The following is a 24,872-nucleotide window of genomic DNA, read 5'->3' on the forward strand; positions in this document are numbered from 1 at the left end:
GATGGCCAGTCGGTCTCCTCCTGCGACACGCTACGGCGAGCATCATGCGGCCGCGGCGTCGCGCGTCCTGATCGTCGACGATTCGGTCGTCGCGCGTGCGGTGATCGCGCGTCTAGTCGATGCGAGCGACCAGTTCTCGGTGGTTGGGGCGGTCGGCACCGCCAAGGCTGCGCTCGAATTCCTGGCCCGCGCAAAGGTCGAGTTCATCCTGCTCGATATCGAGATGCCAGGAGTGGACGGGCTGACGGCGCTGCCCGACCTGATCGCCGCGGGGCAGGGGGCCAGGGTGCTGATCGTTTCGTCCTCGACTGATGAGGGCGGCGCAGCGACCGTTCAGGCCCTTGCGCTCGGTGCTGCCGAGACGCTGGTCAAGCCGTCCGCGGGCGCATTGTCGGGGCGGTTCGGCGCGGCGCTCGTCGCCAAGCTGGAGCGGTTGTGCGAGCATCCCAAGCAGTTACCCCCGGCGGTCGCGGTCAATGCGGCGCGCGCGCCGTCTGCGCTGCCGCGGCCTGCGTCCCGCGCGCCATCGCCTGCGATCGCGCAGAGCGACGACTATGATATCGTCGCGATCGGCGCGTCGACCGGCGGCATTCATGCATTGAGCCACGTCTTCTTCGAGCTGCCTGCCGGGTTTCGCCTGCCGATCGTCATCACGCAGCATCTGCCGACGTCGTTCATGCCGTATTTTGCGGCACAGGTTGCGTTGCTCGCCGGGCGCCCGTGCGAGGTCGCGACCGACTGCGTGCGGATCAGGCCTGGGCGTATCGTGATTGCACCTGGCGATGCGCATCTGAGATGCGTTGCGTTGGGCGATGGCGGGGCGGCGTTCCGCCTCACGCATGATCCGGCCGCGAGCGGCTGCATGCCGTCGGTCGATCCGATGCTCGCCTCGATCGCCGAGGTCTATGGCGCAAGGATGCTCGCGATCATTCTTAGCGGCATGGGGCGTGACGGTGCGGAGGGCGCTCGGCGTGTCCGGGAACTTGGCGGCAGCGTCGTTGCGCAGGATCAGGCGAGCTCGGTCGTTTGGGGCATGCCGGGCGCGGTGGCAGCAGCGGGGGTGGCCGATGCCGTCCTGCCGCCCGACGCGATCGGTCGCCTTATCGCGACACGACGGCGACCATGACCGCCGCATCCTTATCGCCGCCGATCGCCTCGCAGACCGCGATCAACGTGCTGACTGCGTTGCTTGAAGCGCGCACCGGCCAGCAGATCGCCGCCTATCGCTCGTGGCGGCTCGACACCGCGCTCAAACCGCTGCTGCGCGATCGCAAACTCGAAACGCTCGATCAGCTCGTGACGCAGCTGCTCGAAGGCAGCGACCGGCTGATCGGCGACCGGATCGTCGATGCCCTCGTCAACCAGGAAACGTCGTTCTTCCGCGACGCGCCGGTGTTTGACACGCTGGTCGAGGCAGTCGCCGAGGCGGAGGCCGAGCGGCGCCGGGTTCGCATCTGGTGTGCGGGCTGTTCGACCGGGCAGGAGCCGCTGTCGCTGGCGATGCTGTTCGCCGAACGCAAGGAGACGAACGGGGCTGCGGTGCCCGAGATCGTCGCTACGGACGTCTCCGAAGCGGCGCTAGCGCGGGCCCGTGCGGGGCGCTTCTCGCAGTTTGAGATCCAGCGCGGATTGCCCGTCCGCCGGATGATCCGCTGGTTCGATACTACCGGTAGCGACTGGGTGGCGAAGCCCGAACTCGTCAAACTGATCGCGTTCCGGCGGATGAACCTCGTATCGGATCAGCCGCCGCTCGGCCGGTTCGACATCGTCCTGTGCCGCAACGTTCTGCTGTATCTTTCGACTGATACCAAGGGGCCGGTGTTCGCGAAGATCGCGGCGGCGCTCAATCCCGGCGGCAAGCTCGTGCTGGGCGCGGGCGAGACGGTGATCGGCCAGACCGGTGCGTTTGAGCCGAGCAAGCGATTCCGCGGTCTGTATCAGTCAATTGGCAGCGCCGCGCACGCGCCGCTCTGACGGGCAAGCGCGGTTTACTTCGCAGCGACGTAACGGCAAGTGATGCAGATGCCTGCCGCCACTGCTCCGCGAGAACCGCACCGCTTCGGGCTGCGCGACTTCACGGTCGTCATCGTGATGAACGTACTATGGGGGCTCAACATCATCGCCGTGAAAATGGCGGTGACCGACATCGCGCCGATGACCGCCGGCTTCCTCCGCCAAGCGATCGTGTTTCTGGTCTGCGCAACGTGGCTGCGCGTGATCCCTGGGCGCACCGCGACGCTCGCCTTGCTCGGGCTGCTGTCGGGCGGCGTGTTTTACCTGATCATCAACCTGTCGCTGGCGGTGTCTACCAATATCGGCGCGCTGGCGATCGCCGGACAGCTCGGCGTACCGTTCTCGCTTTTGCTGGCGATCGTCGTGTTTCGCGAACGGATCCATTGGCCGCGGATGCTCGGGATCGGATTGTCGATCCTCGGTGTACTGTTGCTGGTGTTCGATCCGTCCGCCGCACGGGAGGGCGCCGGGCTTGCGTTGACCGCACTCGCCAGCTTGGTATGGGCGATCACGTCGTTGATCCAGCGGCGGCTCGTCGGCGTCCCAGTGCTGACGATTTACGCCTGGGTCGGATTGATGGGGAGCCTCGTCATGGCGGCGGTCGCCGGGATCACCGAACCCGCGGCGATGCGCGCTATTCCCGACCTGCCGCTGCACACGATCGGCTGGGTCGCGTTCTCGGCGATCGGCTCGACCGTAATCGGGCAAGGCTCGATGTCATGGTTGCTTCAGCGCCATTCTGTCAGCATCGTCACGCCGATGACGCTCGCCGCGCCGATCATCTCGGTGTTCGCAGCGGCCTATTACTTCCACAACCCGTTGACGCTATTGATGCTGGCGGGTGGAGGCCTGGCGATGCTCGGTGTCGCGATCGTCACCATCCGCACCGCGCGTGTAGAACGGCTCGAAGGGAAGCTGGCTTGAAGTTCATCGAGACGCCGTCACCCAATTTCGACGATCGATCGCTGCCCATTACGATGATCGTGCTGCACTATACCGGCATGCAGGACGGTGCGTCGGCGATCGCACGATTGCGCGATCCCGCGGCGAAGGTCTCGTCGCATTACCTCGTCGAGGAGGACGGCACCGTGCTCCGGATGGTCGCCGAGGGCAAACGCGCCTGGCATGCTGGCAAGTCGCACTGGCGTGGGGTGGACGACGTCAACTCGGCGAGCATCGGCATCGAGATCGTCAATCCCGGTCACGAATTCGGCTATCGTCCGTTCCCGGGCGAGCAGATCGCCGCGGTCGTCGGGCTGGTCGCCGAGATCAAGGACCGGCACGAGATAACGCGCGGCAACATCGTCGGCCATTCGGACATCGCCCCGATGCGCAAACGCGATCCAGGCGAGCTGTTCCCGTGGCATGAACTGGCGCGGCGGCGGCTGGCGTTGCCGCGACCGACCAAAAATCTGATGGACCCCGGCTGGACCGAGGGCGGCTTCTGCCTCGCGCTCGACCGCTTCGGCTATGACGTCGAAAACCGGATGGCGGCGACGATGGCGTTCCAGCGGCGCTTTCGCCCGGAGCTCGTCGACGGCGAGGTCGATGCGGAATGCCGCTGCATCTTGTTGGCGTTGCTGCTCCCCAAGCCGACGGGGGACGACTGACCAATTCTCTGCCAGGCGAGGGGGAGGATTGAGCGCGTACGCGAAAAACGGTGGTGCATCGCCCGTCCGCGCGCTAGGGCCACGCCTGCCAGAGGGTCGGGCGGCCGCGGGTGTTTCAGGACACGCGAGGAAAGTCCGGGCTCCGCGAAACGACGGTGCCGGGTAACGCCCGGCGAGGGTGACCTTAGGGAAAGTGCCACAGAGAGCAGACGGCCAACCCTCGGCGCAAGCCGGGGCGGTCAGAGTGAAAGGGTGCGGTAAGAGCGCACCGCGCGCCTGGTAACAGGGGCGGCACGGCAAACCCCACCGGGAGCAAGATCGAATAGGGGTGGCACATGGGCTTCGTTTCAGCTCGTCACCCGGGTTGATTGCTTGAGGCGGCGGGCAACCGTCGTCCTAGAGGAATGGTCGCCTAACTTTCGACCGAAGGGTCGGAAATGGACAGAACCCGGCTTACAGACCCTCTGGCATCCTCCCCCCAACCATTGCAGACTGCCGCGAACTGACGTCGGGGGAAGTGATGCGTTTCGGAAAAATCGGCATGTTGAGTGTTGGGCTTATGGCGATGTCCGCCGCGGCGGCGCAGACCGGCGCGCCCGTCACGGCGACGACCTTGCAACAGGATTTCGATGCCGCCGCGGCCCTTGATACGAAGGGCGATAGGGCTAGTGCGCTCGCTGCCTGGCAAAGGCTCGAAGCGCGCACCAAGCCCGGCTCGCGCAGCCGCGGCGTTGCGCAGATCCGCAAGAGCGCCGCGCTGTTCAAGCTCGATCGTTCGGATGACGCCGTAACAGCGGCGCGCGCTGGGCTCGCGCTGCTGCCTGCAAGCGATGCAACGCTCGCCGAGGATCGCTGGCACGCCTATTATAACCTTGGCTCCATCGCGGAGAACGCACTCGACTACGCAGGCGCGAGCGATTCCTATGCCAGCGCCGAAATGGCCGCGGATGCGCCCGACTTAAAAGCCGCGTCGATGCTCGCATTGGCCAACACGAAGACGTTCACCGACCCCGCCGCCGCGGAGACCGCGCTTGCGCGCGCCGATGCGCTGCTGATGCCGCTCAAGGCGGACGGCAAGCTGAAGGCGCTGGTCGCGCGCCGCCACGCGATCCTACTGCTCAACCGAAGCGCGTACGAACCGGCACGGGTCTATGCAGTCGAGGCAGTCAAGCAACTCGGCGGCCTGACCTCGCAGACCACTATCAGCGATGTTTCAGCGCGATCGGATGCGGCGATCGCTTCGTTGCTGGCGGGGAAACCCGACGACGCGCGCCGCTATATGGCGATGACCGGCGCAGGGCGCTTGAGCAAGGGCGAGTTCGATCCGGCGGTGCAGATGGACGTACCGCCCTGTGGCGGTGAGGCCGATCTGCGCCCCGCCGATATGGCAGTGGTCGAGTTCTCGATCGGCGACGACGGCGTCGTGAGTGCGGTCGCGCCCATCTATGCCGCGGGTGGCGGCGCGGTTGCGCTCGAATTCGCGCGCGCGGTTCGCGACTGGTCTTGGACTCCGGAGCAGGTCAAGGCTTTTCCTGCATTCTTCCGGTACAATGTGCGGATCGAGATGCGTTGCTCGACCGCGTTCGAGCGTCCGTCGATCACCAAGTTCCTCGACGCCGACATGGCGACTTGGCTGGAGTCAAAGGGCCTGGCGTTGCGAACCGAGGAACGTGGGGCGGATGCGGTCGCAATCGTGCGCCAGCGCGCGGCGCTTGCCGCGGCGGAGGCGAAGTCCGGGGCCACGTCGCTCGCGGCGCTACCACCGCTCTTCCAACTCGCGAATAATGCGGTGGTTGGTCGCGAGGAGAGCAACGTCCTAGCGCGTCGTGCGCTCGCGATTGCCGAGGCGCAGGGCGCGCCGCCGACCGCGCGCCTTCCGCTCGACGTCATTGTTCGGCAGACCAGCAGTGCGGACAACTGGAGGGACGAGGTCTACGCACGCGACATCACGCCGCTGCTGTCGATGCCGGTCTATGCGAACGATGCCACCGCGCGGTCGGCGATCACGCTGCTCATTGCCGACCGCACCAATTCGCGCAGCCGCCGTGGCGCGCTGTTGCAGCAGGTCGCTGACGACAAAGCGCTTGCCGCGAACGACCCGCTGCGGGTCGGCGCGCTGATCCGGCTCGCGTCTCTTCAGCAGCAGGCGGGCGACACCGCGACCGCCCGCGCGACGTTCGAACGGTCGGGTCTAGCCGCAAACCAATGCGCGATCCTTGATGCGCCGCCGCATTTTCTTTCGGCGGGCGGCGTATTCCCCGACGAGGCGCGGATGTGGGGTTTCGAGGGCTGGACGAAAACGCAATTCGACGTCGATGCCGATGGCCGGGTGCTGCACCAGCGGGCGGTGCTGAGCTATCCGCCGTTTGTATTCACCAAGGCGGGCGTGCAAACGGTCGCGGGCGCACGGTGGAGCAAGACCTTTCGCCCCGATGGCGGCGTTGGCTGCGGCGGCCTCTCTCAGCAAGTGCGGTTCAAGATGCCGGGATGAGCGGGCGCGGGTAGCGTGGCAAAGCGCTTCCTGATCTCAAGGGTTCTGAGGGAAAGGCGGGAGCCCCGGTCGGGTCCCGCCCATGATCGCAACCTTAGCGATCTCGCCGCTTACATCAGTACCTTCTCCGGCCGGCCCACCTCGTCCAGCACGGTGGTCGCGTCGATTTCCATCATCGGTTTGATGAGTCCGTCGCGAATGTCGTAAACCCACCCGTGGAGCAGCACTTCCTGCCCACGGGCAAACGCACCCTGGATCGTCGCGGTCCGCGCGAGCCGGATGAGCTGGTCACGGACGTTGACTTCGACCAGCCGATTGACCTTCTGTTCGCGGTCAGGCTGTGCGGCGATCTCGTCGGCATGGTCGTGCAGCACGCAGCGCGCGGTACCGAGCCAGGCGTCGACCGGTCCCGTGGTGCCACCGTCGAGCGTCGCGCGGATTCCGCCGCACGCATAATGACCGCAGATGATGATGTGCCGCACGCCGAGCACGTCGACCGCATATTGCAGCACAGACATCAGGTTCATGTCGTCGTCGTTGACAAGATTGGCGATGTTGCGGTGGATGAACATGTTGCCCGGTGGCGTCATGGTCATCTGTTCCGGACCGACCCGGCTGTCCGAACAGCCGATCCACAGGAATTCCGGATTCTGTCCGACCAGCTGGCGTTGGAAGAAGTCGGCGCTTTCCTCGATGATCTCGGCCGACCATGCCTTGTTGGCGAGCAAGAGCTGTTTGTACTGCCTCATGCGAAACGGACCTCGGTCTGGGGGGCGTTGATCAGCTTTACCGTGCGGAGTGCTAGGTCACCGCGGATCAGGACGGTGATGCCGCGATACGCAGCGCCCTTGATGAAGGCGTTGATGATGTCGACGTTGTCGAGATCGACATAGCTGGTCGACGACAGATCGATCAGCAGGTTGGCGTTATCCGGCACCTTGGCGAGCGCCTTTTGCAGTTCATATTTGTGGATGAAATACAGGTTGCGACGGGCACGGACGAGGCAGTCGTCATCGTCGCAGGCGAAGGTGATTGCAGTTCGGAAGTTGCGGGCGACGACGAACACGAAGCCAACCGCGAGCCCGATGACGATGCCCTCAAGCAGGTCGGTGAACAGGATGGCTGCGACGGTCACGACGAACGGGATGAACTGGGTCCAGCCCTGCTTGTAGCGTTCCTGGAACAGCTTGGGCTTGGTCAACTTGTAGCCGGTGGCGATCAGGACGGCGGCGAGCGCGGACAGCGGGATCAGGTTCAGCACCGCGGGGATCAGCGCGACGCTGACCAGCAGCCAGAAGCCGTGCAACATCGTCGACAGCTTGCTCTCCGCCTTCGAATCGACGTTCGCGGACGAGCGCACGATCACCGACGTGACAGGCAGGCCCCCGATCAGGCCTGACAGGATGTTGCCGCCGCCCTGCGCCATCAACTCCCAGTTCTTATCGGTCGAGCGGCGGCGCGGATCGATCTCGTCGACCGCCTTAACGCTCAGCAGCGATTCGAGGCTGGCGACGATCGCCAGCGTCACGGCGCTGGTCCACACGACCCCCATCGTGATCCCCGAAAAATCGGGAAAGGTGAACAGCGACGGGAACTGCGACAGCGTCTGCGTGACCGGAACCTGCACGAGGTGCGTTGCCTTGAGCTGCCATTCGGGCTTTACGACGCCGAGCAGCATGTTGCCGACGATGCCGATCAACACGACGACCAGCGGGCCGGGGACAAACCGCAACGGGCCGTCCTTCGGCTTGGCGCCGTCCCACCAGAACAGGAAGATAAGGCTGATCGACGCGATCAGGATCGCGCCGGGCGTTACCGCGGCGCTCAGACTATCGAAGATCCGCGAGAAGGTGTTGATGCCGTTGGCGGTCGTGAATTCAAAAATTCCTTCCGCCTCGCGGTCGAAGCCGACCGCATGCGGGATCTGTTTCAGGATCAGGATCAGGCCGATCGCCGCAAGCATCCCGGTGATGACCGACGACGGCACGAATTCGCTCAGAATACCGGCGCGCGTTAGCGAGAAGCAGATCTGCAGCACGCCGGCGAGCACGACCGCCATCAGGAACATCTGGTAGCTCGGCATGCTCTCGATCGCGGTCAGCACGATCACCGTCAGACCGGCGGCGGGGCCGCTGACCGACAGCGGAGATTTCGAGAACAGCCCGACGGCGATACCGCCGACGATCCCGGAGATGATACCGGCGAACAACGGCGCACCCGATGCCAGCGCGACGCCGAGACAAAGAGGAAGCGCGACGAGCGCGACGACGATGGAGGCGGGAAGATCCGCGCGCCATGTGGTAAGCTTTGGAATTAGAGTCGGCACCAGGGCTCCTGTCGCTGAGGTGTCGGCTGGGAATACGTCCGACCCGGACGCATCTATCCATGCCACATGACAAATAGTTCATGTTTATTAATCGATGAATGGTAGCTGACTCAAGGCGCAATGTTGCGGCGCGGAAGGTTAAATGGATTGCAGGAGCGGTGCGCGCGGTGGTCGCCCGCGGTTGCGTTGTGGGCGCGAACGCTTATCTCGGGCCGCTATGGCGAGAAGCACGACACGATCTTCCGACTGGGGTTTTCCACGCTGGCGTGCATACGGGGCGAGCACCGAGGCGGTGACGGTGCGGTTGTGCGACCGGCATGGCTGCAACGAACCTGGCAATTGCCCCGCGCCCAAGTCCCCAAACAGCCCAGACCGGTGGTATTTCTGCATGAACCATGCCGGCGAATATAACCGCGGCTGGAATTACTTCGAAGGCTTGAGCGCGGAAGAAGCTGCGGAACGGGAGGCGGCGGAGACCCGGACTGCTGACGGTTATACGGACCCGAAGCATTATGCCTGGGCAGGCTCGGGCGACGGCAGCCGATCGCGCGACGAAATGCGCGCGCTGGAGGTATTGCAACTCGAGCCTGACGCGTCGTTCGACGACGTACGCGCGGCATGGCGCCGGATGGCAAAGGCGAACCACCCTGACGTGCGCCCCGGCGACAAGGATGCCGCGACGCGGTTTCAAGGCGTGCAGGCGGCGTATGAAGTCCTGAAGGCCGCCGAAGAGCAGCGGACATGGAAGCCGGCGTGATCCGCGTACTTGCCAGCCGCTGGCAGGGAAGCGTGCTGGTTTGTGGCAAATGCTCTAGGAAGCTTGACGGCGGGTTCGGTGTTAAGGGACGCACCTCACTCGCCAAGCTGCTGCGCGCGGGGCTTGGGGTGAAGAAGGGCCGCAAGGCGGAGCGCGGGGTGGTCGAGGTGAAGTGCCTCGGCATTTGCCCTAAGAACGCCGTCGTGATGGTCGACGGCGCTCGGCCCGATCGTTGGCTGCTGGTGCCGGCTGGCGCGGATACGAGCGAGGTGCTCGCAACGCTGTCCGACGCCTGACGTGTCCTGACTCCCGCGCGGCTGCCGATCGGGAGCGGGCAGGGGCATCACCGCTATCTTACGCGGCGTAGCGCTCCGCAGTTTCCCGGATGAGTGCGATCATGTTCGGGATGCCTTGCGTCCGGTTCGAACTCAACTGCTTGCCCAGATCGAACGGTTCGAGTTCCGCCTTTATGTCGATTGCCACGATCGCGCCAGGCGACTGGTCCTGCACGGGCAGCAACACCAGCGCGATGATCCCCTTGGTGATTGCTGCATTCGAATCCGCGAGGAAATGCAGCCGGCCGTCGTCGGTGGTGGTCGGATACACCCACACCGACGCCGAACATCCGCGCACCAGCGTTGCATCGGTCTTGAGTGCATCGGGCATCGGTTCAAGCTCGCGGCCGAGATCGATCAAAAGGCGATAGCGATCGTCGGGTTCGAGGAAGTCATATTCCTCGCGGATGTCGGTGAGCGTGGCCATGTCGCGGATCGGTAGCGGGTCGAGGGTCGCGCTTCAACAAGATGTTCCCGCGCGCATGCGGGGCCCCAGACTGGACTCCCGTCTTCGCGGAGCACCATTCCTCTGGCGTCGCCGGGAAGGGGCTTCAGAGATCCACCCCGGCCGCAATCGCCTCGAGCTTTTTGATGCGCTCCTTCAGATCGGCGATCTCGATCCGCGATCCGGTCGACACCGCGACCGGCATGCGGCCGTCCTGCGCATGGTCCAATTCCAGCCGCCGCAATGAAAGCCACCCGCGCCAACCAGTCAATCCGGCGGCGACGATCATCGCGAGGCCCGCAAGTCCCGCCAGTGCGAGCGTGATGTAGAAGTTCGGGTCGATCATATCCGCCTCCTAGCGGTCGCGAAGCCGCTCGATCTCTCGGTCGAGATCGACGCTTTTGTGGTTGTCGGTAATCACGCGTTCGAGCACCTGGATGCGTTCCTTCATCTGCCGGACCTCGTCGCGCAGTCGCGCCGCCTCGGGATCGCTCATCAGCGAGACGTCTTCTGCATGTCGCGCGCTTTTGAGGCGCGACTTGAAGATGCCGGTGATCATCACGATCAGGACGATCATCACGACCATCACCTGTCCACCATTCATGATCTTATCTCCTGTATCGTCTTGGTTGTGTTATGCGGGCGGTCGTCGAGAAGCTGGTCGATCTGGTCCGAGAGTTCGACGCCGCGGTCGGTGACGATCCGTTCAAGCACACGTACGCGCTGTTCAAGTCGGTCGGTATGTGCCGCATATTGTGCTGACTTTTCCGCGATCATCTGCGCGTCGAGTTCCATCCGGCGATGCTTGTAGGCGAACCAGGGTCTGACCACGACGCCGCCGAAGATCGCGAGCAGTCCGCAGCAGATGGCGAGGATGGGAATGAGTAGCGGGTTGATCATCGTCCTCGTCCCTTTTCAGCGGTTGCGGAGCGCTTCGATTTCGCGTGCGGTCCGCTCGGCGGGATCGGTGGCGATGCGCTCGAGGACCGCGATCCGCTCCTCGAGTCGGGAGACCTGGCCGATCAGCCGCTCGTTCTCGCTGCTTAGAAGCGCGACCTTGCGCTCTCCGTCGGCGGTCTGTTTTTGTGATCCGCCCCAGTTCATCGTGTTGCCCCAGTCGTCGCTCGGCGGATAACCGTGCTTCGTCCGGATCCAGTTGTTTGCGATCCAGCCGATCGTCGTCATCGCGATGATTGCGAGCACGAACCCAGGTCCACCCCAATTCATCGTCATTCTCCCTGTTGACGCCGCGTCTCAGCGCAGGCTGTCGATCTCTGCCGCGAGGCTGTTGCTTGAGCGGCTGGTGTAGTGCGTCTCGATGTCAGCGAGGCGGCGGTCGATGTCGCGGAACTTGCTGCGGACCTCGGCGGTCGAGCGCTTCGGGTTCGAGCGGACACCTTGCCAGAATTTTGCGTCGTCAGGCGTATCATACAGGCCAGTCGGTTTTTTCGGCGCCAACCATGCGGTCGCGAAATAGCCGAGAATGACCCATCCGCTGGTGGCGAAGGCCAACACAACCATGGCAACTCGGACGAGCGTGATATCAACGCCTGTATAATCGGCGATCCCGGAGCAAACGCCCTTGAACTTGGCGTTCTGTTTGTCGAGGTAAAACTGCGTGCGACTGCCGGACATTTCAGTTCCTCCGTTCGAAAGGGCGGTCGGCCTGGCGATTGCTGTCGCGATCGAGCCGATAGGGTGCGTCCGACTGGGTGTTGCCAAGGCCTGGCTTCCAGTCGGGATTGTCGGCGGCGATGATCCGTTCGACGGTCATCACCCGGTCTTCGAGCCGACGGGCAAGCATCTGCATCTCGTCGAGCAGCTTCTCGTCCTCATCCGTGATCTTGGGTGCGGTCTTCCACTTGGTAACGTAGTGAAGGATCACCCAGGGCAAACCGACGAAGATGGTGGCACATACGAGTACGGTGTCCATCTCAATCGTCCTTCTTCATGCGCGCCTTGAGCGCGGCGAGCTGGGCGTCGACCTTGTCGTTGCTGCGCAGCTCGGCAATTTCCTCTTCGAGCGTCTTGACCACCCCGAGCCCCATCGCGTCCGCGCGGCCCTCGGCCTCGTCGACTCGGCGGTCGAGAATGTCGAAACGGCTGAACGCCTCGTGCGTCTTCGGGCCGTTGTACATCTCGCGCAGGCGGGTGCGGTTGTTCGCGCTTTCGAGGCGGGTCTGCACCGCGTTCTGCTTGGTACGCGCCTCGCGCAGCTTGGTCTGCAGCTTGGCGATGTCCTCCTCGGAAGCCCGAAGCGCGTCGTCGAGTACGCCGACCTCGGCTTTGAGCTGCTCGGCCATGTCGAACGCCTTCTGACGTTCCACGAGCGCAGCCTTGGCGAGGTCCTCGCGGTCCTTGCTCAGCGCCAATTCGGCCTTTTCAGTCCAGTTGTCCTGGAGCTGCTCGAGCTTCGAGATATGCCGGCGCATCTCCTTCTGGTCGGCGATGGTGCGCGCGGCGGAGGCACGAACCTCGACGAGCGTCTCCTCCATCTCGAGGATGATCATGCGGATCATCTTCGACGGGTCCTCGGCCTTCTCGATGAGATCGGCGAAGTTGGCGGCGACGATGTCGCGGGTGCGGGAAAAGATGCCCATGTAATTCCTACTCCAGGGGTCGGCCCAAGGCTCTCAGCGAGTCCGTCGGGCTCTTATGCCACAATCGCGGTGTGTACCGCGACAGGCGCTGCGGTGGTTGCCGTGGCCGGGCCGACTGCGCCGAGCACGCAGGTGGTGCTGAAGACGATGGTGCAGAGAACGGCGGCGACGGTGCGAGCGATGTCGGTCTTGATCATGGTGGGTCCCCTTTAAAGATGGTCGTTTCCGCGGTTTGGCGGGTTGCCTGAAGCATTGCATCTAGCGTGCCAGTTTTGAAAACGGCGCAATTGCAAGGCTTTGCGCAAAAGTTGCGCCGTGCGTTTCGCCCGAAGCTTGCCAAGAGTTGGGAATTCGCGCCACATCTTCGCCATGGAGCGAACCACACAGGTCATCGGCGAGTCCGGCACGTTCATGGCGGCGCTCGAACGCGCGTCGCGCGCAGCGGCGCTGGACCGCCCGGTGCTGGTGATCGGCGAGCGTGGCACGGGCAAGGAACTGGTTGCTGAACGTCTCCACCGGTTGTCGCCGCGGTGGGATCAGCCTTTGGTCATCATGAACTGCGCCGCGCTGCCCGAGACTCTCATCGAGGCCGAATTGTTCGGGCACGAAGCGGGCGCGTTCACCGGCGCGACCAAGGCCCGGACGGGCCGATTCGAGGAAGCCGATGGCGGTACGCTGTTCCTCGACGAGCTCGGCACGCTGTCGATGGCGGCGCAGGACCGGCTGCTGCGCGCGGTCGAATATGGCGAGATCACGCGGATTGGCTCGTCGCGGCCGATGCGCGTCGACGTCCGGATCGTCGCGGCGACCAACGAGCATCTGCCCGACAAGGTGGACCGGCACGAGTTTCGCGCCGATCTGCTCGACCGGCTCTCGTTCGAGGTGGTGACGTTGCCGCCGCTCAGGGCACGGGCCGGCGACGTCGTGGTGCTCGCCGAGCATTTCGGGCGGCGGATGGCGTCCGAACTCGGGCGTGAGCGCTGGGAAGGGTTCGGCCCTGCGGCGATGGATGCACTGGTCGCGTATCGCTGGCCGGGCAACGTCCGGGAATTGCGCAACGTCGTCGAGCGCGCAGTGTATCGCTGGGAACAGGCGGGTCCGATCGACGCGATCGAGATCGACCCGTTCCAGTCGCCGCACCGGCCCGGGGCGGCGACTGGACCTAGGCCACCGGCAGTGGTGGCGCCGCGACCGGCCGAGACGGATGACGGCGAAGATCCGGTAGTGGCGTGCGAGGAAGGCCCCTCAGACTTCAAGTCGCGCGTATCACGGTTCGAACGCGAGCTGCTGGCGAGGGCGCTGGCGGAGCATCGGTTCAACCAGCGCGCCACCGCGGATGCGCTAGGCCTGAGCTACGACCAGCTCCGCCACGCGCTCAAACGACACGACCTGCTCAACGCGGGAGGTTGAAGTGATCCCCCCCCGGCAGGGGGAGGTGGCGCCGATTGCGACGGAGGGGGAGGGCACGGCGCCAATGTTTCGCATGCCGCCCCCTCCCACCTCCGTCATCCTGACGAAAGTCAGGACCCAGAGCCAAGCAGGGCGGCGTTCGTAACCCTGGGTCCTGACTTTCGTCAGGGCGACGATGGGGGGTGAGCGTCAGCCGCTCTTCCGCACCAGCCCCGCCAATTTCTTCAACTTCGGCGCGACCATCGGCACTGTCAGCATCGTGCTTGCCAGCGCCATCAGCAGCAGCGCGGTGAACGTCTCGTTCGTGACGATCTTCTTATCCAGCAGGATGTTGACGAAGATGATCATGATGAGCGCCTTGGTTTGGAGCAGCCAGCCGATCACCGACGCCTCGCCCGGCCGCCACTTCAGGATCCGTCCGGCGGCATGAACCCCCGCGAGCTTGCCGCCGACCGATGCGAGCAGCAGCAGCGCCGCCGCGCCGAAGACTGCGACCCCGCCGACCGCCCATTGCGTCTTCAGCCCGGTCGACAGGAAGAACACCGGCATCACCGCGAGCAGCACGAAGTGGCGGAACTGGTCCATCCGCGCCGTCGTGAACCATTTCGCATCGAGCACCGCGCCTGACAGGAACGCGCCGACCATGAAATGCAGCCCAGCCCAGTCCGCCGCGAACCCGCAGCCCGCGAGCCAGATCAGGCTGACATACCAGCGGTCGCGTTCCTCGATCTTCGCCATGAGCTTTCGCACCAGCAGCGTCGCGATCGCGAACCCGACAAGGAATCCGCCCTGTCGGCCTACGCGCTCCCAATCGAGCATGATCAGCGCAAGCACGCCCCAGATCGCGATGTCGTCGAGGCTGGCATAGCGCAGGATGCGCTGCCCGATCGGCTCGCGCAGGATGTCGAGCTTTTCGAGGAACAGCACGAGGATCGGCAGCGCCGTCACCGCGCAGGCCATGCCGATGCCGAGCACAACCTGCCACGTCGCGCCGTCCGGCCCGCGCCAGCCGGGGTGGCGCAGCATCAGCACCGCGGCGATGCTGCCGGTGACGAGCGGTACCGCGAGCGCGAGTCCTGCGGTGACACCGGTCTCGCCGCGCCGCTTCCACGCTTCGCCGAGATCGAGCTCGATGCCCGCGACCCAGACGAACATCATCACCGCCCACCAAGCGATCCCGTTTAGCGACCCCAGCGTCGCGGGCGTGAAGATCGTCGCGTAATAGGCGGGATAGGCCGCGCCGAGCACCCCCGGCCCGAGCAGGATGCCGCCGAAGATCTGCACCACCACCAGCGGCGCCCAGTAATCGGTCCGCCCGAGCCGCCACACGAGATAGGGCACGGTAAAGATGATGAGTATCGCGAGGAGGAAAACCTCCGTCGGCGTCATGGCGTGCATCTGATACCCCCCGGCGCCGATCGGTTCTCCCCCGCCGGCTTTCTTTCGGTCGCGGTGGTATTGCGTGGAAGCAACGGGAGCAAGCCACGCACCTATGATAGCCCTGCCGCCGGTCGGCAGCCCGATGCGCCAAATCGGGACAAGAGCGTGAATACGCTCTGGATCGTCTGGCCGCCCCGCGGCATTCCATGCGACGGGAAGGCTGACGCTGCGATCTCGTCGTCAGCGGGACAGACGGAGGATCTCGGATGAAACGATCGTTGCTGGCATTTGCGGTTCTTGCCGTTCCTGCGTTCGCGCAGGCCGCCGCGCCGTTCACGGTGGCGGGGCGCGGCTTCGCGACGTTGCAGGAGGCGGTGTCGTCGATCGGGTCGGGGACCGCGGTGATCCTGATCGCGCCCGGCACCTATCGCCAATGTGCGGTCCAGTCCGGCGGTCACATCACCTTCAAGGCGGTCCAGCCCGGCACCGCGATCTTCGACAGCGTGACGTGCGAGGACAAGGCGGCGCTGGTGCTGCGCGGCCAGGGCTCGGTCGTCGAAGGCCTGGTGTTCCGCGGCTATCGCGTCAGGGACGGCAACGGTGCCGGTATCCGGAGCGAGACGGGCGACCTGCGAGTTACCGATGCGATGTTTCTAAACAGTCAGGAGGGCATTCTCGGTGGCGAGTCCTCTGGTCAGATGATCACGATCGACCATTCGACCTTCTCCGGGCTCGGCCAATGCGACGAGGCGCCGAACTGCGCGCATGGCATTTATCTCGCCAATCAGGGCAGCGTGACCGTTACCAACTCGCGGTTCGAGCGCGGCACGGGGGGTCATTACGTCAAGGTGCGCAGCCCCCGCGTGTCGATCACCGACAACAGCTTCGATGACACCGCGGGGCGCAAGACCAACTACATGATCGACCTGCCCGACGGCGCAACCGGCGTGATCGCGCGCAACACCTTCGTGCAGGGCAAGAACAAGGAGAACGGCTCGGCGCTGATCGTCGTGGCGGCGGAGGCGAAGACGTATCCTTCGACCGGGTTGCGGGTCGAGGACAACGACGCGCGACTGACTCCGGGGGACAATAAGAGCCCGGCGTTCGTGGTGGATTTCAGTCACGATCGGCTGGCGCTGGGTGCGAACCGGCTCGGGACTGGGGTGAAGCCGTTCGAGACGCGGTAAGGCGAAGCGCGCGCAGCGAGAGAAACTTCGAGCCAATATGATGCGCGCGATGCCCATTTTGTCAGAATGACCGGTGGGGGAGCGAAACGTGGCTAACGATCGCAATGAAGCACCACGCGCGTCAAAAAGACCGTTCTTCAGCGAACGCGCGAGCCCAGACTGGACTCCGCCTTTATGGGAGAACAGTCCGGGCGAGCGAGGCGCGCCTCAAATTGCGCAGGTGCTTGCAGCCCCCGGATCGAGATCGAGGCAGCGCCCGTCCAACCCGGACACAGGCAACCCGATCGTCGCGGCCAAGGTCGGCACGATGTCGACCGTTTCGACCGATAGCGGCTGTTCGAACCCGGTCATCCCCTTGCGCCAGAACAGGATCGGCACGCGGCGATCATAATCCCAGGGCGACCCGTGCGTTTCGACATAGCCCCCCGCGGGCGACACGATCGTCGTCACGCGCGGCTTGAGCAACACCACCATCTGCCCCGAGCGCCCCGGATAGAAGGACGCGCGCGCGCGCTCGAGCAGCGTCCATGTCTCGGGCGGAGTCTTCGCCATCGGCGTTGCCATGATCTCGGCGGCCGAATACGCCGCCGCGATCTGCGGCAGCGCACGGTAGCGGCGCAGCGCCTCGGCGAGCACCTTGGCCTGCGTCTTAGCCGGCAGCGTATCGTCGATATAGACGTCGCCCTCGGTGCCGAGCAGCACGCTGCCCTTGAGCCCCATGTCCCCGGCGATGACGGTGCCGACCTGCTTGGCCAGCACGTTCTCGTCCATATGCGCCTCCATCGGCATCGCGCGCTGCTGCTGGCGCTCGGTCGCATCGTGCGCGCCGTGATCCGCGGTCAGCACGACCTCGTAATCGACGCCGGTCTCATCCATTACGGCGAAGAAATCACCGAGCGTTTTGTCGAGCTGCGCCATCTGGATGCACATCTCCGACCCCTGCGTGCCATAGGTATGGCCGATGTAATCGGTCGCCGATGCGCCGATATCGATGATGTCGGTCTGCGGTCCCTTGCCCAGCTTCATGTCCTGCACCAGCGCGGCCGCCATCGCGAACACGGCTGCATCGGACGCCGGCGACACGCGGAAGCCCTTGGCGTCGCCCGCCTCGCGCTCGAACCGGCCCTGGCCGTACGTCTTGCCCGCGATCACGATCGGATGGTTCACCGCCGCGCAGTAGCCGGGCAGCGGCAGTGCCACCTGCGGCTTGGAGATCAGCGCGGCGACCGCATCGCGCGTGCGCTGCACCGCGGGCGGCACCGCGCGGCCGGCGTAGGAGACATAGGTCTTGCCGTCCCACCACCAGAGTTCGTCGACCTTGTGGCCGCCCATCATCACCGCCGCGCGATCCTTGCCCGCGACCGAGACCGAACGCGTCCGCGGATCGCGCGCCTTCATCATCTCGCCGAGCGTCGGCACCTTCAGGTGCATGTCGGACACGGTGTAGCTGTCGTGCGTGCTGCCGGTGACGCGCTCGTCCTCCGAGCAATAGACGACCTTATCGGGCCGCCCCGCGCGCTGGTCGACCCAGTTGTTGGCGATGATCCCGGTATGCGCGGGCCGCATGCCGGTCAGGATCGTCGAATGGCCGGGGCACGTCTCGGTCGCGGCGTGGCTCTGATAGCCGCTCGGGAATACCGCACCGTTCAGCAGCCGCGTGAAGCCGCCGGTATAATGATTGCGATATTGCTGGAACAGGTCCGCGGCGAACTGATCGACTGAAATCGCGACGATCAGCTTCGGCGGTGTCGTCGATGTCGCGGCGGGCGCAGCCGCTGGGGCCGGAGGCGCCGTCTGGGCGGAGGCCGAAGCGGCCGAAGTCAGCAGCAGCGCGGCGATAAGTGCTTTCACGAGCAGTCCTTTACCAAGCTGACGCCAGCGATCCGGCGCGTCGCTTTGAAGTGCAATACGACAAGGTCACCGCTATGGCTTTGCGCGATGAACGAAACAAGGATGGCCATGCGCAGTTTACGTTGCGTCCTGATGACGGTCTTGCTGGCCATGTGCGGCCTCGCGAGCGGCCCTGTGCTTGCGGAATCGCTCAACGGATCGAGCCAGCACCTGATGATGACACTGGTCGCCGAAAGCGATCACCCGAAGGCTGGTGCACCGCTGACGATCGCACTCGCGACCACGCCCGAAAAGGGCTGGCATGGCTATTGGCGCAACCCCGGCGATGCGGGCTTTCCGGCGACGTTCGACTGGACCTTGCCGGCGGGCGCGAAGGCGGGCGACGCCGAATGGCCGGTGCCGACGACGCTGCTGATCGCGGGGCTGATGAACTATGTCTACGAGGCGCCCTACGCGCCGCTCGTGACGATCCAGGTTCCAGCCGGGCTGGCGGCAGGCACCAAATTCCCGATCCGTCTGAAGACGGGCTACCTCGTCTGCTCGGCGACGATCTGCGTGCCCGAGGAAAAGGCGTTGTCGCTCGACCTGACGATCGGTGATGGCGCGCCGTCGCAGGCGGCAGCGTTCGCAGGCTGGCGGCAGGCGATCCCCAAGCCGCTCGACGCGGGTGCGACCTATGCGGCGAGCAACGGGACGATGCGCATCGCCATCCCGTTCCCTGCCAGCGCGAAGGCCGACAAGGCGTATTTCTTCCCCGTCACCACAGGTGCGATCGAGAATGGCGCCGCGCAGACGGTCACGCGCGATGGCGACCGGCTGACGATCAGCACGAAGGTCGCGGCGAACGCCAAGCTTGGCGGACCGATCGAAGGCGTGCTGCGGATCGGCGACGGCCAGGGCCTGAGCGTCAAGGCGACGTCCGGCGTGGTTGCCGAGGTTGCCGGGACCGACGCCGCGACCAGCGCGAATGGCGAAAGCCTCTGGCTGACCGCGCTGGTCGCGTTTGCGGGCGCGGTGCTCGGCGGACTGATCCTCAACATCATGCCGTGCGTCTTCCCGATCCTCAGCCTCAAGGCGCTCAGCCTCGCGCGCGGCGGTGCGAGCGAGAAGGACGCGCGCGGCGAGGCGCTGGCCTATACCGCAGGCGTCGTGCTGGTCTGCCTCGGGCTCGGCGCCGCGATCCTGGCGCTGCGTGCGGGCGGCTCGGCGGTCGGCTGGGCGTTCCAGTTGCAGCATCCCGCGGCCATCGTCGTGCTGCTGCTGTTGAGCGCGGCGATCGCGTTCAACCTCGCCGGACTGTTCGAGGTGCCGACGCCGCGCTTTGCTGGCGAAAGCGGTGCGAGCGGTGCGTTCGCGACGGGCGCGCTCGCGGCATTCATCGCCACGCCGTGCACCGGCCCGTTCATGGGCGCGGCGCTCGGTGCGGCGCTTGTCCTGCCATGGCCGGCGGCGCTCGCGGTGTTCGGCGGGCTCGGGATCGGGTTGTCGCTGCCGTTCCTCGCGATCGGGTTTATTCCGTCGTGGCGGCGTTGGTTGCCCAAGCCCGGCGTCTGGATGGAGACGTTCCGCCATATCCTGTCGGTGCCGATGTTCCTGACTGCGATTGCGCTCGGCTGGGTGCTGGGGCGGCAGACCGGCGTGGACACGCTGACGCTCGCGCTGATCGCGGTGCTGGCGGTGGGCGTGGTGCTCTGGATCGGCGGCACGCGCCAGCGCAAGGGCAAGGCGTTCGGCGTCGTCGCGCAGGCCCTATTGCTGGCGGTGTTCGTCGGCAGCGCGGTGCTGATCGCGCGCGCGCCGCCGGTGTCCGCCAAGGTCGCGACCTCGGGCGATGAGGCGTTCACCGAGGCGAGGCTCGCTTCGCTACGCGCCGAGAAGCGCCCGGTGTTCGTGTACTTCACTGCCGATTGGTGCCTGACGTGCAAGGTCAATGAGAAGGCGGCGATCGACACCGCCGGGGTGCGCGACGCGTTCGCGAAGAACAAAGTCGCCGCGCTCATCGGTGACTGGACCGATGGCAATCCGGTGATGGGCCGCTTCATCCAGGCGCATAACCGCGCGGGGGTGCCGCTGTACCTCTACTATGCGCCCGGTGCCGCTGAGCCGACCGTCCTGCCACAGGTCCTGACGCCGGCCCTGTTGGAAGGGCTGGGCGCCTGAGTCCGAGCGCTCCCTAATCTCGACTTTCGTCACGGTGAGGGCAATTGCAGGATGACGGACCGTAATCTAGCCTTGTGCGGCGCAGCATTGCGTTGCAGCATGGAACCGCAACGCTTGCTGGGGAATTGACCGTTTCGATGGGGAAACAAGCGTTCGACGAGATCATGGGCACGCCGGGCGATACGACCGCGCGACCCGAACTGGCGGCCCTCGGCACATGGATCGAGGAAACGCCCGATGCCGAGTTGCGTCGCCGGCAAGAGGCCGCGGAGACGACGTTCCGTCAGCTTGGTATCACCTTCGCCGTCTACGGCGAAAACGAAGCGGCCGAGCGGATAATCCCGTTTGACATCGTCCCGCGCGTATTCCTGCATGAAGAGTGGACACGGCTCTCCGAAGGGCTGGTTCAGCGCGTCGAAGCGATCAATGCGTTCCTCGATGATATTTACGGAGAGCGCCGTATCCTGAAGGAAGGGATTCTTCCCGAAGACCTTGTGCTCGGCAACGCGCAGTTCCGCCCCGAAATTGCCGGCATCCGCCCGCCGCACGGGGTATGGGCGCATATCTGCGGGATTGATCTGGTCCGCACAGGCCCGGACAATTTCTTCGTGCTCGAAGACAATGCCCGCACGCCGTCCGGCGTCAGCTATATGCTGGAGAACCGCGAGGCGATGCTGCGGCTGTGCCCCGAGCTGTTTCGCGAGTTCCGCGTGGCGGCCGTCGATAGCTATCCCGACCTGTTGCTCGAGACTATGAAATCGGTCGCGCCGCACGGTACCGGGGCGAATCCCACCTGCGTGCTGCTGACTCCTGGGCACTATAACTCGGCCTATTACGAGCACAGCTTCCTCGCCGATTCGATGGGAATCGAACTTGTCGAAGCCGCCGATCTTGTCGTGGACGACGATATCGTCTGGATGCGGACGATCGCGGGGCGGGTAAAGGTCGACGTGATCTATCGCCGGATCGACGACGATTATCTCGACCCGCTCGTGTTCCGGCCAGATTCCGCGCTGGGCGTCCCCGGGCTGATCGCGGCCTATGCGGCCGGCAACGTCGCGATCATGAACGCGCCGGGCAACGGCATCGCCGACGACAAGGCGATCTACAGCTACATGCCCGACATCGTGAAATTCTACTCGGGCGGCGAGTGCAAGCTGCGCAACGTCGAAACCTGGCGCTGCCGCGAGCCGCAGGCGCTGAAGTACGTGCTCGACAATCTCGAGGACGTCGTCGTGAAGCTTGTCGATGGTTCGGGTGGCTACGGGATGCTCGTCGGCCCGACTGCGTCGAAGCAGGAAATCGAGAATTTCCGGGCTGCGCTGATCGCCGAACCGCATCGCTACATCGCGCAGCCGACGCTCGCGCTTTCGACCGTACCGACGATGGCGGACGGCGGCCTCAGCCCGCGCCACGTCGATTTCCGTCCGTTCGTGCTGAGTGGGTCAAAGGGTGTTCAGGTCGTGCCGGGCGGACTTACGCGCGTCGCGCTCAAGGAGGGGTCGCTGGTGGTCAATTCCAGCCAAGGCGGCGGCACGAAGGACAGCTTCGTGCTGATGGCGGATCAAACGCAACGCATGAGGCCGGGCGGCATGACGCAAACGATGGGTGGTATGTCGCAGACGCTTGGCGCGATGCTGCCGCCGTCGGGAGCGGAGTCCTGATGCTCTCGCGTACCGCATCGTCGCTCTATTGGCTGGGCCGCTATTTCGAGCGCGCGGATTTTATCGCGCGGCTGGTCGAAGCCACCGTCCGCCTCGACGTGTTGTCCTCGCAACCCGCGGGCGAGGCGGCGTGGGCGTCTGCGCTCGCCGTTACCGAAACCGAGGAGCCGTTCGCGACGCTCGGCGGCAATCTCAGCCAGACCGAGGTCGTGCGTTTCCTGACGCTCGATTCGAGCCACCCCGGCTCGATCGTGCGCTGCGTCGACATGGCGCGCAACAATGCCAAGGCGGTCCGCACCGCGCTGACCCGCGAGGCGTGGACTGCGATCAACCGTGCGTGGCTGTTGTTCGAGAACCGGTCGACGCCGCGCAGCACGACCGAGCAGATGAACTTGGTCGAAGCTGTGAAGACCGAGACGCGCGGGTTCGAGGGCGCGATCCACCGGATGCTGCGCAACCAGACGACATGGTTCATCCGGCTCGGGCAGGCGGTTGAGCGCGCGGACAACACCGCGCGGCTGCTCGACGTGAAATACCACATACTGCTCCCTGAGGGGCAGAAGATCGGTGGTGCGATCGACCGCGATCAGTGGACGACGATCCTTCAGACCGTGTCTGCGGTGACTGCCTATCGCTGGCTCTATAGCGATGGTTTGCGGCCTGCCGACGTCATCGATCTGCTCATCGCCCGCGCCGAACTGCCACGCAGTCTGGCCGCCTCGGTCGAGGAGACTGTCGACGTGCTCAACCTGCTGGCGAAACGCACGGGCAATCACGGGGAGGCGGACAGGATGGCGCGAATGCGGGCAAGCCGGATGAGCAAGACGCGGTCGGGCGAGGTCATCGCCTCCGGCCTGCATCAGTATCTGCAGGCGTTCATCGCCGAGAACGCCTTGCTCCACGGCGCGATCGGCCGCCAGTTCAAGTTTCATTGATGCGGCTGTCGATCGATCATCACACGATCTACCGCTTCACCCAGCCGCAGGGCCGGCTGGTGCAGATGCTCCGGCTGACTCCGGAGAACACGCATGATCAGACGGTCGCGTCGTGGCGGATCGACGTCGATTGCGACGCGCGGTTGCGCCCCGGCCGCGATGGTTTCGGCAACGCGGTGACGATGCTCTACGCCGAAGGGCCGGTCGACGGGATCGAGATCACCGTGAAGGGCGAGGTGCTGACCAGTCACTCCGACGGCGTCCTGCACGGCGTCCACGAGACGTTGCCGCCCGCATTGTTCCTGCGGTCGACCGAGGCGACGGCGCATGACCCCGCAATCGCCGCGTTCGCGGCGGACGCGGTGGTCGGCGCGCGCGACCGTGTCGGCGCGCTGCACCGGCTCAACCGCGCGCTGCACGCGCGGTTCGTGTTCGATACCGGGCGGCCTGAGCCGGGGCTCACTGCCGGCGCGGCGTTTCGCAAGGACAGCGCCACGCCGCGCGACATGGCACAGATCTTCGCGGTCGCGGCGCGCTCGCTCGGCGCGCCGTCGCGCTATGTCTCGGGCTATCATCACAATGATTTCGAAGTGGTGCATCTGCCCACACCACATGGCTGGGCGGAGGCATATGTCGACGGGCTCGGCTGGGTCGGGTTCGATCCCTGCACGGGGATGTCGCCCGAAGAGCATTATGTTCGCGTCGCGATGGCGCTCGATGCCGCCGGCGCGGCGCCGGTGGCTGGTTCGCGGCTGGGCGAGGGCGGTGAAGAACTCGATGTCGACGTGGTGGTACAGCGCGAGGACTGAAGACTATTGCCCCGCAAAGGCGGGGATCCGCCATGTTCGCGCTAGAGAATGATCTCGATTAGGGAACCGCCGCAACAGCTGTGGTCTGCGTCACAAGGTCGGCATCCTCCAGCCGCCGCCATCCCGCCGGCCCAAGCACCTCGAGCGGCCGATAGCGCGTCTTGTACTCCATCCGCGGCGAACCCTTCACCCAATAGCCGAGGTACACATATGGCAGCCCCGCCTCGCGTGCGCGGGTCAAGTGGTCCATGATGATGAAGTTGCCAAACCCCGGTCGGCTGTCTTCGTCGGCCGCGAAGAAGCTGTAGACCATCGACAGCCCGTCCGCCTGGCGATCGGTCAGACATGCGCCGACCAACCGCCCGCGAGCGCTGCCGACCGAAGGCTCACGATATTCGACGATCACCGAATTGACCGGCGAATGCTCGATCATGTCGGCGTAATCGTCTTCGTCCATGCCCGCCATGCCGCCGCCGGGGTGGCGCGTCCCGAGATAGCGGCGGAGCAACTGGAACTGCTCGTCGGTCGCCCACGCCTTGCACGCGGTCACTTCGATATCGCCGTGACGCCTGAGCAATTTACGCTGCGTCGCATTGGGCGTGAACGCATTCGTCACCACGCGGACGGAGACGCACGCGGTACACCCGGCGCATGACGGTCGATAGGCGACCCCCTGGCTGCGACGAAACCCGATCCGCCCGAGCGCATCGTTGAGTTCGCTGGCATGCGGCCCGGTCAACTCGGTGAACACCTTGCGCTCCTGCCGGCCCGGCAGATACGGGCACGGCGACGGGCTGGTGACGAAGAAGCGCGGGAAACGAAAAGGCGCAGTCACCGAACCGGATGTCCTTCAGGAAAGCGCGAAAGATCGCGTTCCGCCGTATATGGTCGCGTCATGC

At 65.2% G+C, this 24,872-nt stretch carries 27 protein-coding genes and 1 other RNA gene; 14 read left to right on the forward strand and 14 right to left on the reverse strand.

Annotation, left to right across the window (positions count from 1 at the left end):
* Window position 1: 1 nt before the first annotated feature.
* From cheB to ASE88_RS14435, 6 genes are all read left to right on the forward strand, one after another.
* A complete protein-coding gene (gene cheB / locus ASE88_RS14415; RefSeq protein WP_082466556.1) occupies window positions 2-1,126 on the forward strand; it encodes a chemotaxis-specific protein-glutamate methyltransferase CheB in 1,125 nt (374 codons plus the stop codon).
* Entirely contained in the window at window positions 1,123-1,974 is an 852-nt protein-coding gene (locus ASE88_RS14420; RefSeq protein ID WP_082466557.1) for a CheR family methyltransferase, read from the forward strand. The genes cheB and ASE88_RS14420 overlap by 4 nt, the downstream gene beginning before the upstream one ends.
* A 42-nt stretch (window positions 1,975-2,016) precedes the next feature.
* Entirely contained in the window at window positions 2,017-2,937 is a 921-nt protein-coding gene (locus ASE88_RS14425) for a DMT family transporter (RefSeq protein ID WP_235527955.1), read from the forward strand.
* 53 nt (window positions 2,938-2,990) lie between these two features.
* Window positions 2,991-3,623: an N-acetylmuramoyl-L-alanine amidase gene (locus tag ASE88_RS14430; protein WP_082466594.1), complete on the forward strand. Its 633-nt coding sequence runs from the start codon at window positions 2,991-2,993 to the stop codon at window positions 3,621-3,623.
* A gap of 88 nt (window positions 3,624-3,711) precedes the next feature.
* An RNA gene (gene rnpB / locus ASE88_RS15525) (RNase P RNA component class A) lies at window positions 3,712-4,095 on the forward strand.
* 48 nt (window positions 4,096-4,143) lie between these two features.
* On the forward strand, window positions 4,144-6,114 hold the full coding sequence (locus ASE88_RS14435; protein WP_156357034.1) for an energy transducer TonB: 1,971 nt from the start codon (window positions 4,144-4,146) through the stop codon (window positions 6,112-6,114).
* Window positions 6,115-6,224: 110 nt separating this feature from the next.
* Here the strand turns inward: ASE88_RS14435 and ASE88_RS14440 are convergent, their stop codons facing one another.
* Both ASE88_RS14440 and ASE88_RS14445 read right to left on the reverse strand, forming a co-directional pair.
* Window positions 6,225-6,863 carry a carbonic anhydrase gene (locus ASE88_RS14440; RefSeq protein WP_055878026.1) on the reverse strand — a complete coding sequence of 213 codons (639 nt, stop codon included), beginning with the start codon at window positions 6,861-6,863 and terminating at the stop codon, window positions 6,225-6,227.
* Window positions 6,860-8,440 (reverse strand): SulP family inorganic anion transporter, encoded by a 1,581-nt coding sequence (locus ASE88_RS14445; RefSeq protein ID WP_082466558.1) that lies wholly within the window; start codon window positions 8,438-8,440, stop codon window positions 6,860-6,862. The genes ASE88_RS14440 and ASE88_RS14445 overlap by 4 nt, the downstream gene beginning before the upstream one ends.
* A gap of 217 nt (window positions 8,441-8,657) precedes the next feature.
* Here ASE88_RS14445 and ASE88_RS14450 point away from each other — a divergent pair, with 217 nt between their 5' ends.
* Together ASE88_RS14450 and ASE88_RS14455 are read left to right on the forward strand one after the other, a co-directional pair.
* Window positions 8,658-9,197 (forward strand): J domain-containing protein, encoded by a 540-nt coding sequence (locus tag ASE88_RS14450; protein ID WP_055878024.1) that lies wholly within the window; start codon window positions 8,658-8,660, stop codon window positions 9,195-9,197.
* Complete coding sequence (locus tag ASE88_RS14455) at window positions 9,182-9,493, forward strand: hypothetical protein (RefSeq protein WP_082466559.1); 312 nt, start codon at window positions 9,182-9,184, stop codon at window positions 9,491-9,493. The genes ASE88_RS14450 and ASE88_RS14455 overlap by 16 nt, the downstream gene beginning before the upstream one ends.
* Before the next feature lie 58 nt (window positions 9,494-9,551).
* Here the strand turns inward: ASE88_RS14455 and ASE88_RS14460 are convergent, their stop codons facing one another.
* From ASE88_RS14460 to ASE88_RS19255, 9 genes are all read right to left on the reverse strand, one after another.
* Window positions 9,552-9,959 (reverse strand): SufE family protein, encoded by a 408-nt coding sequence (locus tag ASE88_RS14460; protein WP_055878022.1) that lies wholly within the window; start codon window positions 9,957-9,959, stop codon window positions 9,552-9,554.
* A gap of 124 nt (window positions 9,960-10,083) precedes the next feature.
* On the reverse strand, window positions 10,084-10,323 hold the full coding sequence (locus ASE88_RS14465; protein ID WP_056478801.1) for a hypothetical protein: 240 nt from the start codon (window positions 10,321-10,323) through the stop codon (window positions 10,084-10,086).
* Between the two features lie 9 nt (window positions 10,324-10,332).
* Entirely contained in the window at window positions 10,333-10,581 is a 249-nt protein-coding gene (locus ASE88_RS14470) for a hypothetical protein (RefSeq protein ID WP_055878018.1), read from the reverse strand.
* A complete protein-coding gene (locus ASE88_RS14475) occupies window positions 10,578-10,877 on the reverse strand; it encodes a hypothetical protein (RefSeq protein WP_055878016.1) in 300 nt (99 codons plus the stop codon). Before ASE88_RS14475 ends, ASE88_RS14470 begins: the two co-directional genes overlap by 4 nt.
* A gap of 15 nt (window positions 10,878-10,892) precedes the next feature.
* Window positions 10,893-11,204 (reverse strand): hypothetical protein, encoded by a 312-nt coding sequence (locus ASE88_RS14480; protein WP_055878770.1) that lies wholly within the window; start codon window positions 11,202-11,204, stop codon window positions 10,893-10,895.
* 27 nt (window positions 11,205-11,231) lie between these two features.
* Window positions 11,232-11,612 carry an envelope stress response membrane protein PspC gene (gene pspC / locus ASE88_RS14485; RefSeq protein ID WP_055878014.1) on the reverse strand — a complete coding sequence of 127 codons (381 nt, stop codon included), beginning with the start codon at window positions 11,610-11,612 and terminating at the stop codon, window positions 11,232-11,234.
* Window position 11,613: 1 nt separating this feature from the next.
* The gene (gene pspB / locus ASE88_RS14490) at window positions 11,614-11,910 is read right to left on the reverse strand and encodes an envelope stress response membrane protein PspB (RefSeq protein ID WP_055878012.1); all 297 of its coding nucleotides are present in this window, start codon (window positions 11,908-11,910) and stop codon (window positions 11,614-11,616) included.
* A gap of 1 nt (window position 11,911) precedes the next feature.
* Window positions 11,912-12,577: a phage shock protein PspA gene (gene pspA, locus ASE88_RS14495; protein ID WP_055878009.1), complete on the reverse strand. Its 666-nt coding sequence runs from the start codon at window positions 12,575-12,577 to the stop codon at window positions 11,912-11,914.
* A gap of 53 nt (window positions 12,578-12,630) precedes the next feature.
* Window positions 12,631-12,774 (reverse strand): hypothetical protein, encoded by a 144-nt coding sequence (locus ASE88_RS19255; RefSeq protein WP_165391738.1) that lies wholly within the window; start codon window positions 12,772-12,774, stop codon window positions 12,631-12,633.
* A 172-nt stretch (window positions 12,775-12,946) separates the two neighbouring features.
* Here ASE88_RS19255 and pspF point away from each other — a divergent pair, with 172 nt between their 5' ends.
* Window positions 12,947-13,987: a phage shock protein operon transcriptional activator gene (gene pspF, locus ASE88_RS14500; protein WP_055878008.1), complete on the forward strand. Its 1,041-nt coding sequence runs from the start codon at window positions 12,947-12,949 to the stop codon at window positions 13,985-13,987.
* A gap of 189 nt (window positions 13,988-14,176) precedes the next feature.
* On the opposite strand, the gene ASE88_RS14505 is transcribed toward pspF, so the two are convergent.
* Window positions 14,177-15,385, reverse strand: a complete 1,209-nt coding sequence (locus ASE88_RS14505) for a cation:proton antiporter (protein ID WP_056478804.1) — start codon at window positions 15,383-15,385, stop codon at window positions 14,177-14,179.
* Between the two features lie 248 nt (window positions 15,386-15,633).
* Here ASE88_RS14505 and ASE88_RS14510 point away from each other — a divergent pair, with 248 nt between their 5' ends.
* Entirely contained in the window at window positions 15,634-16,554 is a 921-nt protein-coding gene (locus ASE88_RS14510; protein ID WP_056478807.1) for a right-handed parallel beta-helix repeat-containing protein, read from the forward strand.
* A gap of 207 nt (window positions 16,555-16,761) precedes the next feature.
* On the opposite strand, the gene ASE88_RS14515 is transcribed toward ASE88_RS14510, so the two are convergent.
* On the reverse strand, window positions 16,762-18,405 hold the full coding sequence (locus tag ASE88_RS14515; protein ID WP_056478810.1) for an alkaline phosphatase family protein: 1,644 nt from the start codon (window positions 18,403-18,405) through the stop codon (window positions 16,762-16,764).
* A 108-nt stretch (window positions 18,406-18,513) separates the two neighbouring features.
* On the opposite strand from ASE88_RS14515, the gene ASE88_RS14520 reads away from it, so the two are divergent.
* The 4 genes from ASE88_RS14520 (at window position 18,514) to ASE88_RS14535 (ending at window position 23,973) form a co-directional block, all read left to right on the forward strand.
* The gene (locus tag ASE88_RS14520) at window positions 18,514-20,565 is read left to right on the forward strand and encodes a protein-disulfide reductase DsbD family protein (RefSeq protein ID WP_200910216.1); all 2,052 of its coding nucleotides are present in this window, start codon (window positions 18,514-18,516) and stop codon (window positions 20,563-20,565) included.
* A gap of 137 nt (window positions 20,566-20,702) precedes the next feature.
* Window positions 20,703-22,229: a circularly permuted type 2 ATP-grasp protein gene (locus ASE88_RS14525; protein WP_056479627.1), complete on the forward strand. Its 1,527-nt coding sequence runs from the start codon at window positions 20,703-20,705 to the stop codon at window positions 22,227-22,229.
* Window positions 22,229-23,164, forward strand: a complete 936-nt coding sequence (locus tag ASE88_RS14530) for an alpha-E domain-containing protein (protein WP_056478816.1) — start codon at window positions 22,229-22,231, stop codon at window positions 23,162-23,164. Before ASE88_RS14525 ends, ASE88_RS14530 begins: the two co-directional genes overlap by 1 nt.
* Window positions 23,164-23,973 carry a transglutaminase family protein gene (locus ASE88_RS14535; RefSeq protein ID WP_055877993.1) on the forward strand — a complete coding sequence of 270 codons (810 nt, stop codon included), beginning with the start codon at window positions 23,164-23,166 and terminating at the stop codon, window positions 23,971-23,973. Before ASE88_RS14530 ends, ASE88_RS14535 begins: the two co-directional genes overlap by 1 nt.
* 58 nt (window positions 23,974-24,031) lie before the next feature.
* On the opposite strand, the gene ASE88_RS14540 is transcribed toward ASE88_RS14535, so the two are convergent.
* The gene (locus tag ASE88_RS14540) at window positions 24,032-24,808 is read right to left on the reverse strand and encodes an arginyltransferase (RefSeq protein WP_056478819.1); all 777 of its coding nucleotides are present in this window, start codon (window positions 24,806-24,808) and stop codon (window positions 24,032-24,034) included.
* Between the last annotated feature and the right edge of the window lie 64 nt (window positions 24,809-24,872).

Origin of the sequence: Sphingomonas sp. Leaf38 (genome assembly GCF_001421825.1) — a bacterium.
Classification (GTDB): domain Bacteria; phylum Pseudomonadota; class Alphaproteobacteria; order Sphingomonadales; family Sphingomonadaceae; genus Sphingomonas.

What these genes read in the sequence shown, in the direction of transcription:
- ASE88_RS14425 (WP_235527955.1), top strand. Translation starts at nt 2,017, where the DNA reads ATGCAGATGCCTGCCGCCACTGCTCCGCGAGAACCGCACCGCTTCGGG.
- ASE88_RS14525 (WP_056479627.1), top strand. Translation starts at nt 20,703, where the DNA reads ATGGGGAAACAAGCGTTCGACGAGATCATGGGCACGCCGGGCGATACG.
- pspA (WP_055878009.1), bottom strand. Translation starts at nt 12,577, where the DNA reads ATGGGCATCTTTTCCCGCACCCGCGACATCGTCGCCGCCAACTTCGCC.
- ASE88_RS14455 (WP_082466559.1), top strand. Translation starts at nt 9,182, where the DNA reads ATGGAAGCCGGCGTGATCCGCGTACTTGCCAGCCGCTGGCAGGGAAGC.
- ASE88_RS14475 (WP_055878016.1), bottom strand. Translation starts at nt 10,877, where the DNA reads ATGATCAACCCGCTACTCATTCCCATCCTCGCCATCTGCTGCGGACTG.
- ASE88_RS14460 (WP_055878022.1), bottom strand. Translation starts at nt 9,959, where the DNA reads ATGGCCACGCTCACCGACATCCGCGAGGAATATGACTTCCTCGAACCC.
- ASE88_RS14450 (WP_055878024.1), top strand. Translation starts at nt 8,658, where the DNA reads ATGGCGAGAAGCACGACACGATCTTCCGACTGGGGTTTTCCACGCTGG.
- ASE88_RS14435 (WP_156357034.1), top strand. Translation starts at nt 4,144, where the DNA reads ATGCGTTTCGGAAAAATCGGCATGTTGAGTGTTGGGCTTATGGCGATG.
- pspC (WP_055878014.1), bottom strand. Translation starts at nt 11,612, where the DNA reads ATGTCCGGCAGTCGCACGCAGTTTTACCTCGACAAACAGAACGCCAAG.
- ASE88_RS14520 (WP_200910216.1), top strand. Translation starts at nt 18,514, where the DNA reads ATGCGCAGTTTACGTTGCGTCCTGATGACGGTCTTGCTGGCCATGTGC.
- ASE88_RS14440 (WP_055878026.1), bottom strand. Translation starts at nt 6,863, where the DNA reads ATGAGGCAGTACAAACAGCTCTTGCTCGCCAACAAGGCATGGTCGGCC.
- ASE88_RS14430 (WP_082466594.1), top strand. Translation starts at nt 2,991, where the DNA reads ATGATCGTGCTGCACTATACCGGCATGCAGGACGGTGCGTCGGCGATC.
- ASE88_RS14510 (WP_056478807.1), top strand. Translation starts at nt 15,634, where the DNA reads ATGAAACGATCGTTGCTGGCATTTGCGGTTCTTGCCGTTCCTGCGTTC.
- ASE88_RS14505 (WP_056478804.1), bottom strand. Translation starts at nt 15,385, where the DNA reads ATGCACGCCATGACGCCGACGGAGGTTTTCCTCCTCGCGATACTCATC.
- ASE88_RS14420 (WP_082466557.1), top strand. Translation starts at nt 1,123, where the DNA reads ATGACCGCCGCATCCTTATCGCCGCCGATCGCCTCGCAGACCGCGATC.
- cheB (WP_082466556.1), top strand. Translation starts at nt 2, where the DNA reads ATGGCCAGTCGGTCTCCTCCTGCGACACGCTACGGCGAGCATCATGCG.
- pspB (WP_055878012.1), bottom strand. Translation starts at nt 11,910, where the DNA reads ATGGACACCGTACTCGTATGTGCCACCATCTTCGTCGGTTTGCCCTGG.
- ASE88_RS14535 (WP_055877993.1), top strand. Translation starts at nt 23,164, where the DNA reads ATGCGGCTGTCGATCGATCATCACACGATCTACCGCTTCACCCAGCCG.
- ASE88_RS14470 (WP_055878018.1), bottom strand. Translation starts at nt 10,581, where the DNA reads ATGAATGGTGGACAGGTGATGGTCGTGATGATCGTCCTGATCGTGATG.
- ASE88_RS14530 (WP_056478816.1), top strand. Translation starts at nt 22,229, where the DNA reads ATGCTCTCGCGTACCGCATCGTCGCTCTATTGGCTGGGCCGCTATTTC.
- pspF (WP_055878008.1), top strand. Translation starts at nt 12,947, where the DNA reads ATGGAGCGAACCACACAGGTCATCGGCGAGTCCGGCACGTTCATGGCG.
- ASE88_RS19255 (WP_165391738.1), bottom strand. Translation starts at nt 12,774, where the DNA reads ATGATCAAGACCGACATCGCTCGCACCGTCGCCGCCGTTCTCTGCACC.
- ASE88_RS14480 (WP_055878770.1), bottom strand. Translation starts at nt 11,204, where the DNA reads ATGAATTGGGGTGGACCTGGGTTCGTGCTCGCAATCATCGCGATGACG.
- ASE88_RS14465 (WP_056478801.1), bottom strand. Translation starts at nt 10,323, where the DNA reads ATGATCGACCCGAACTTCTACATCACGCTCGCACTGGCGGGACTTGCG.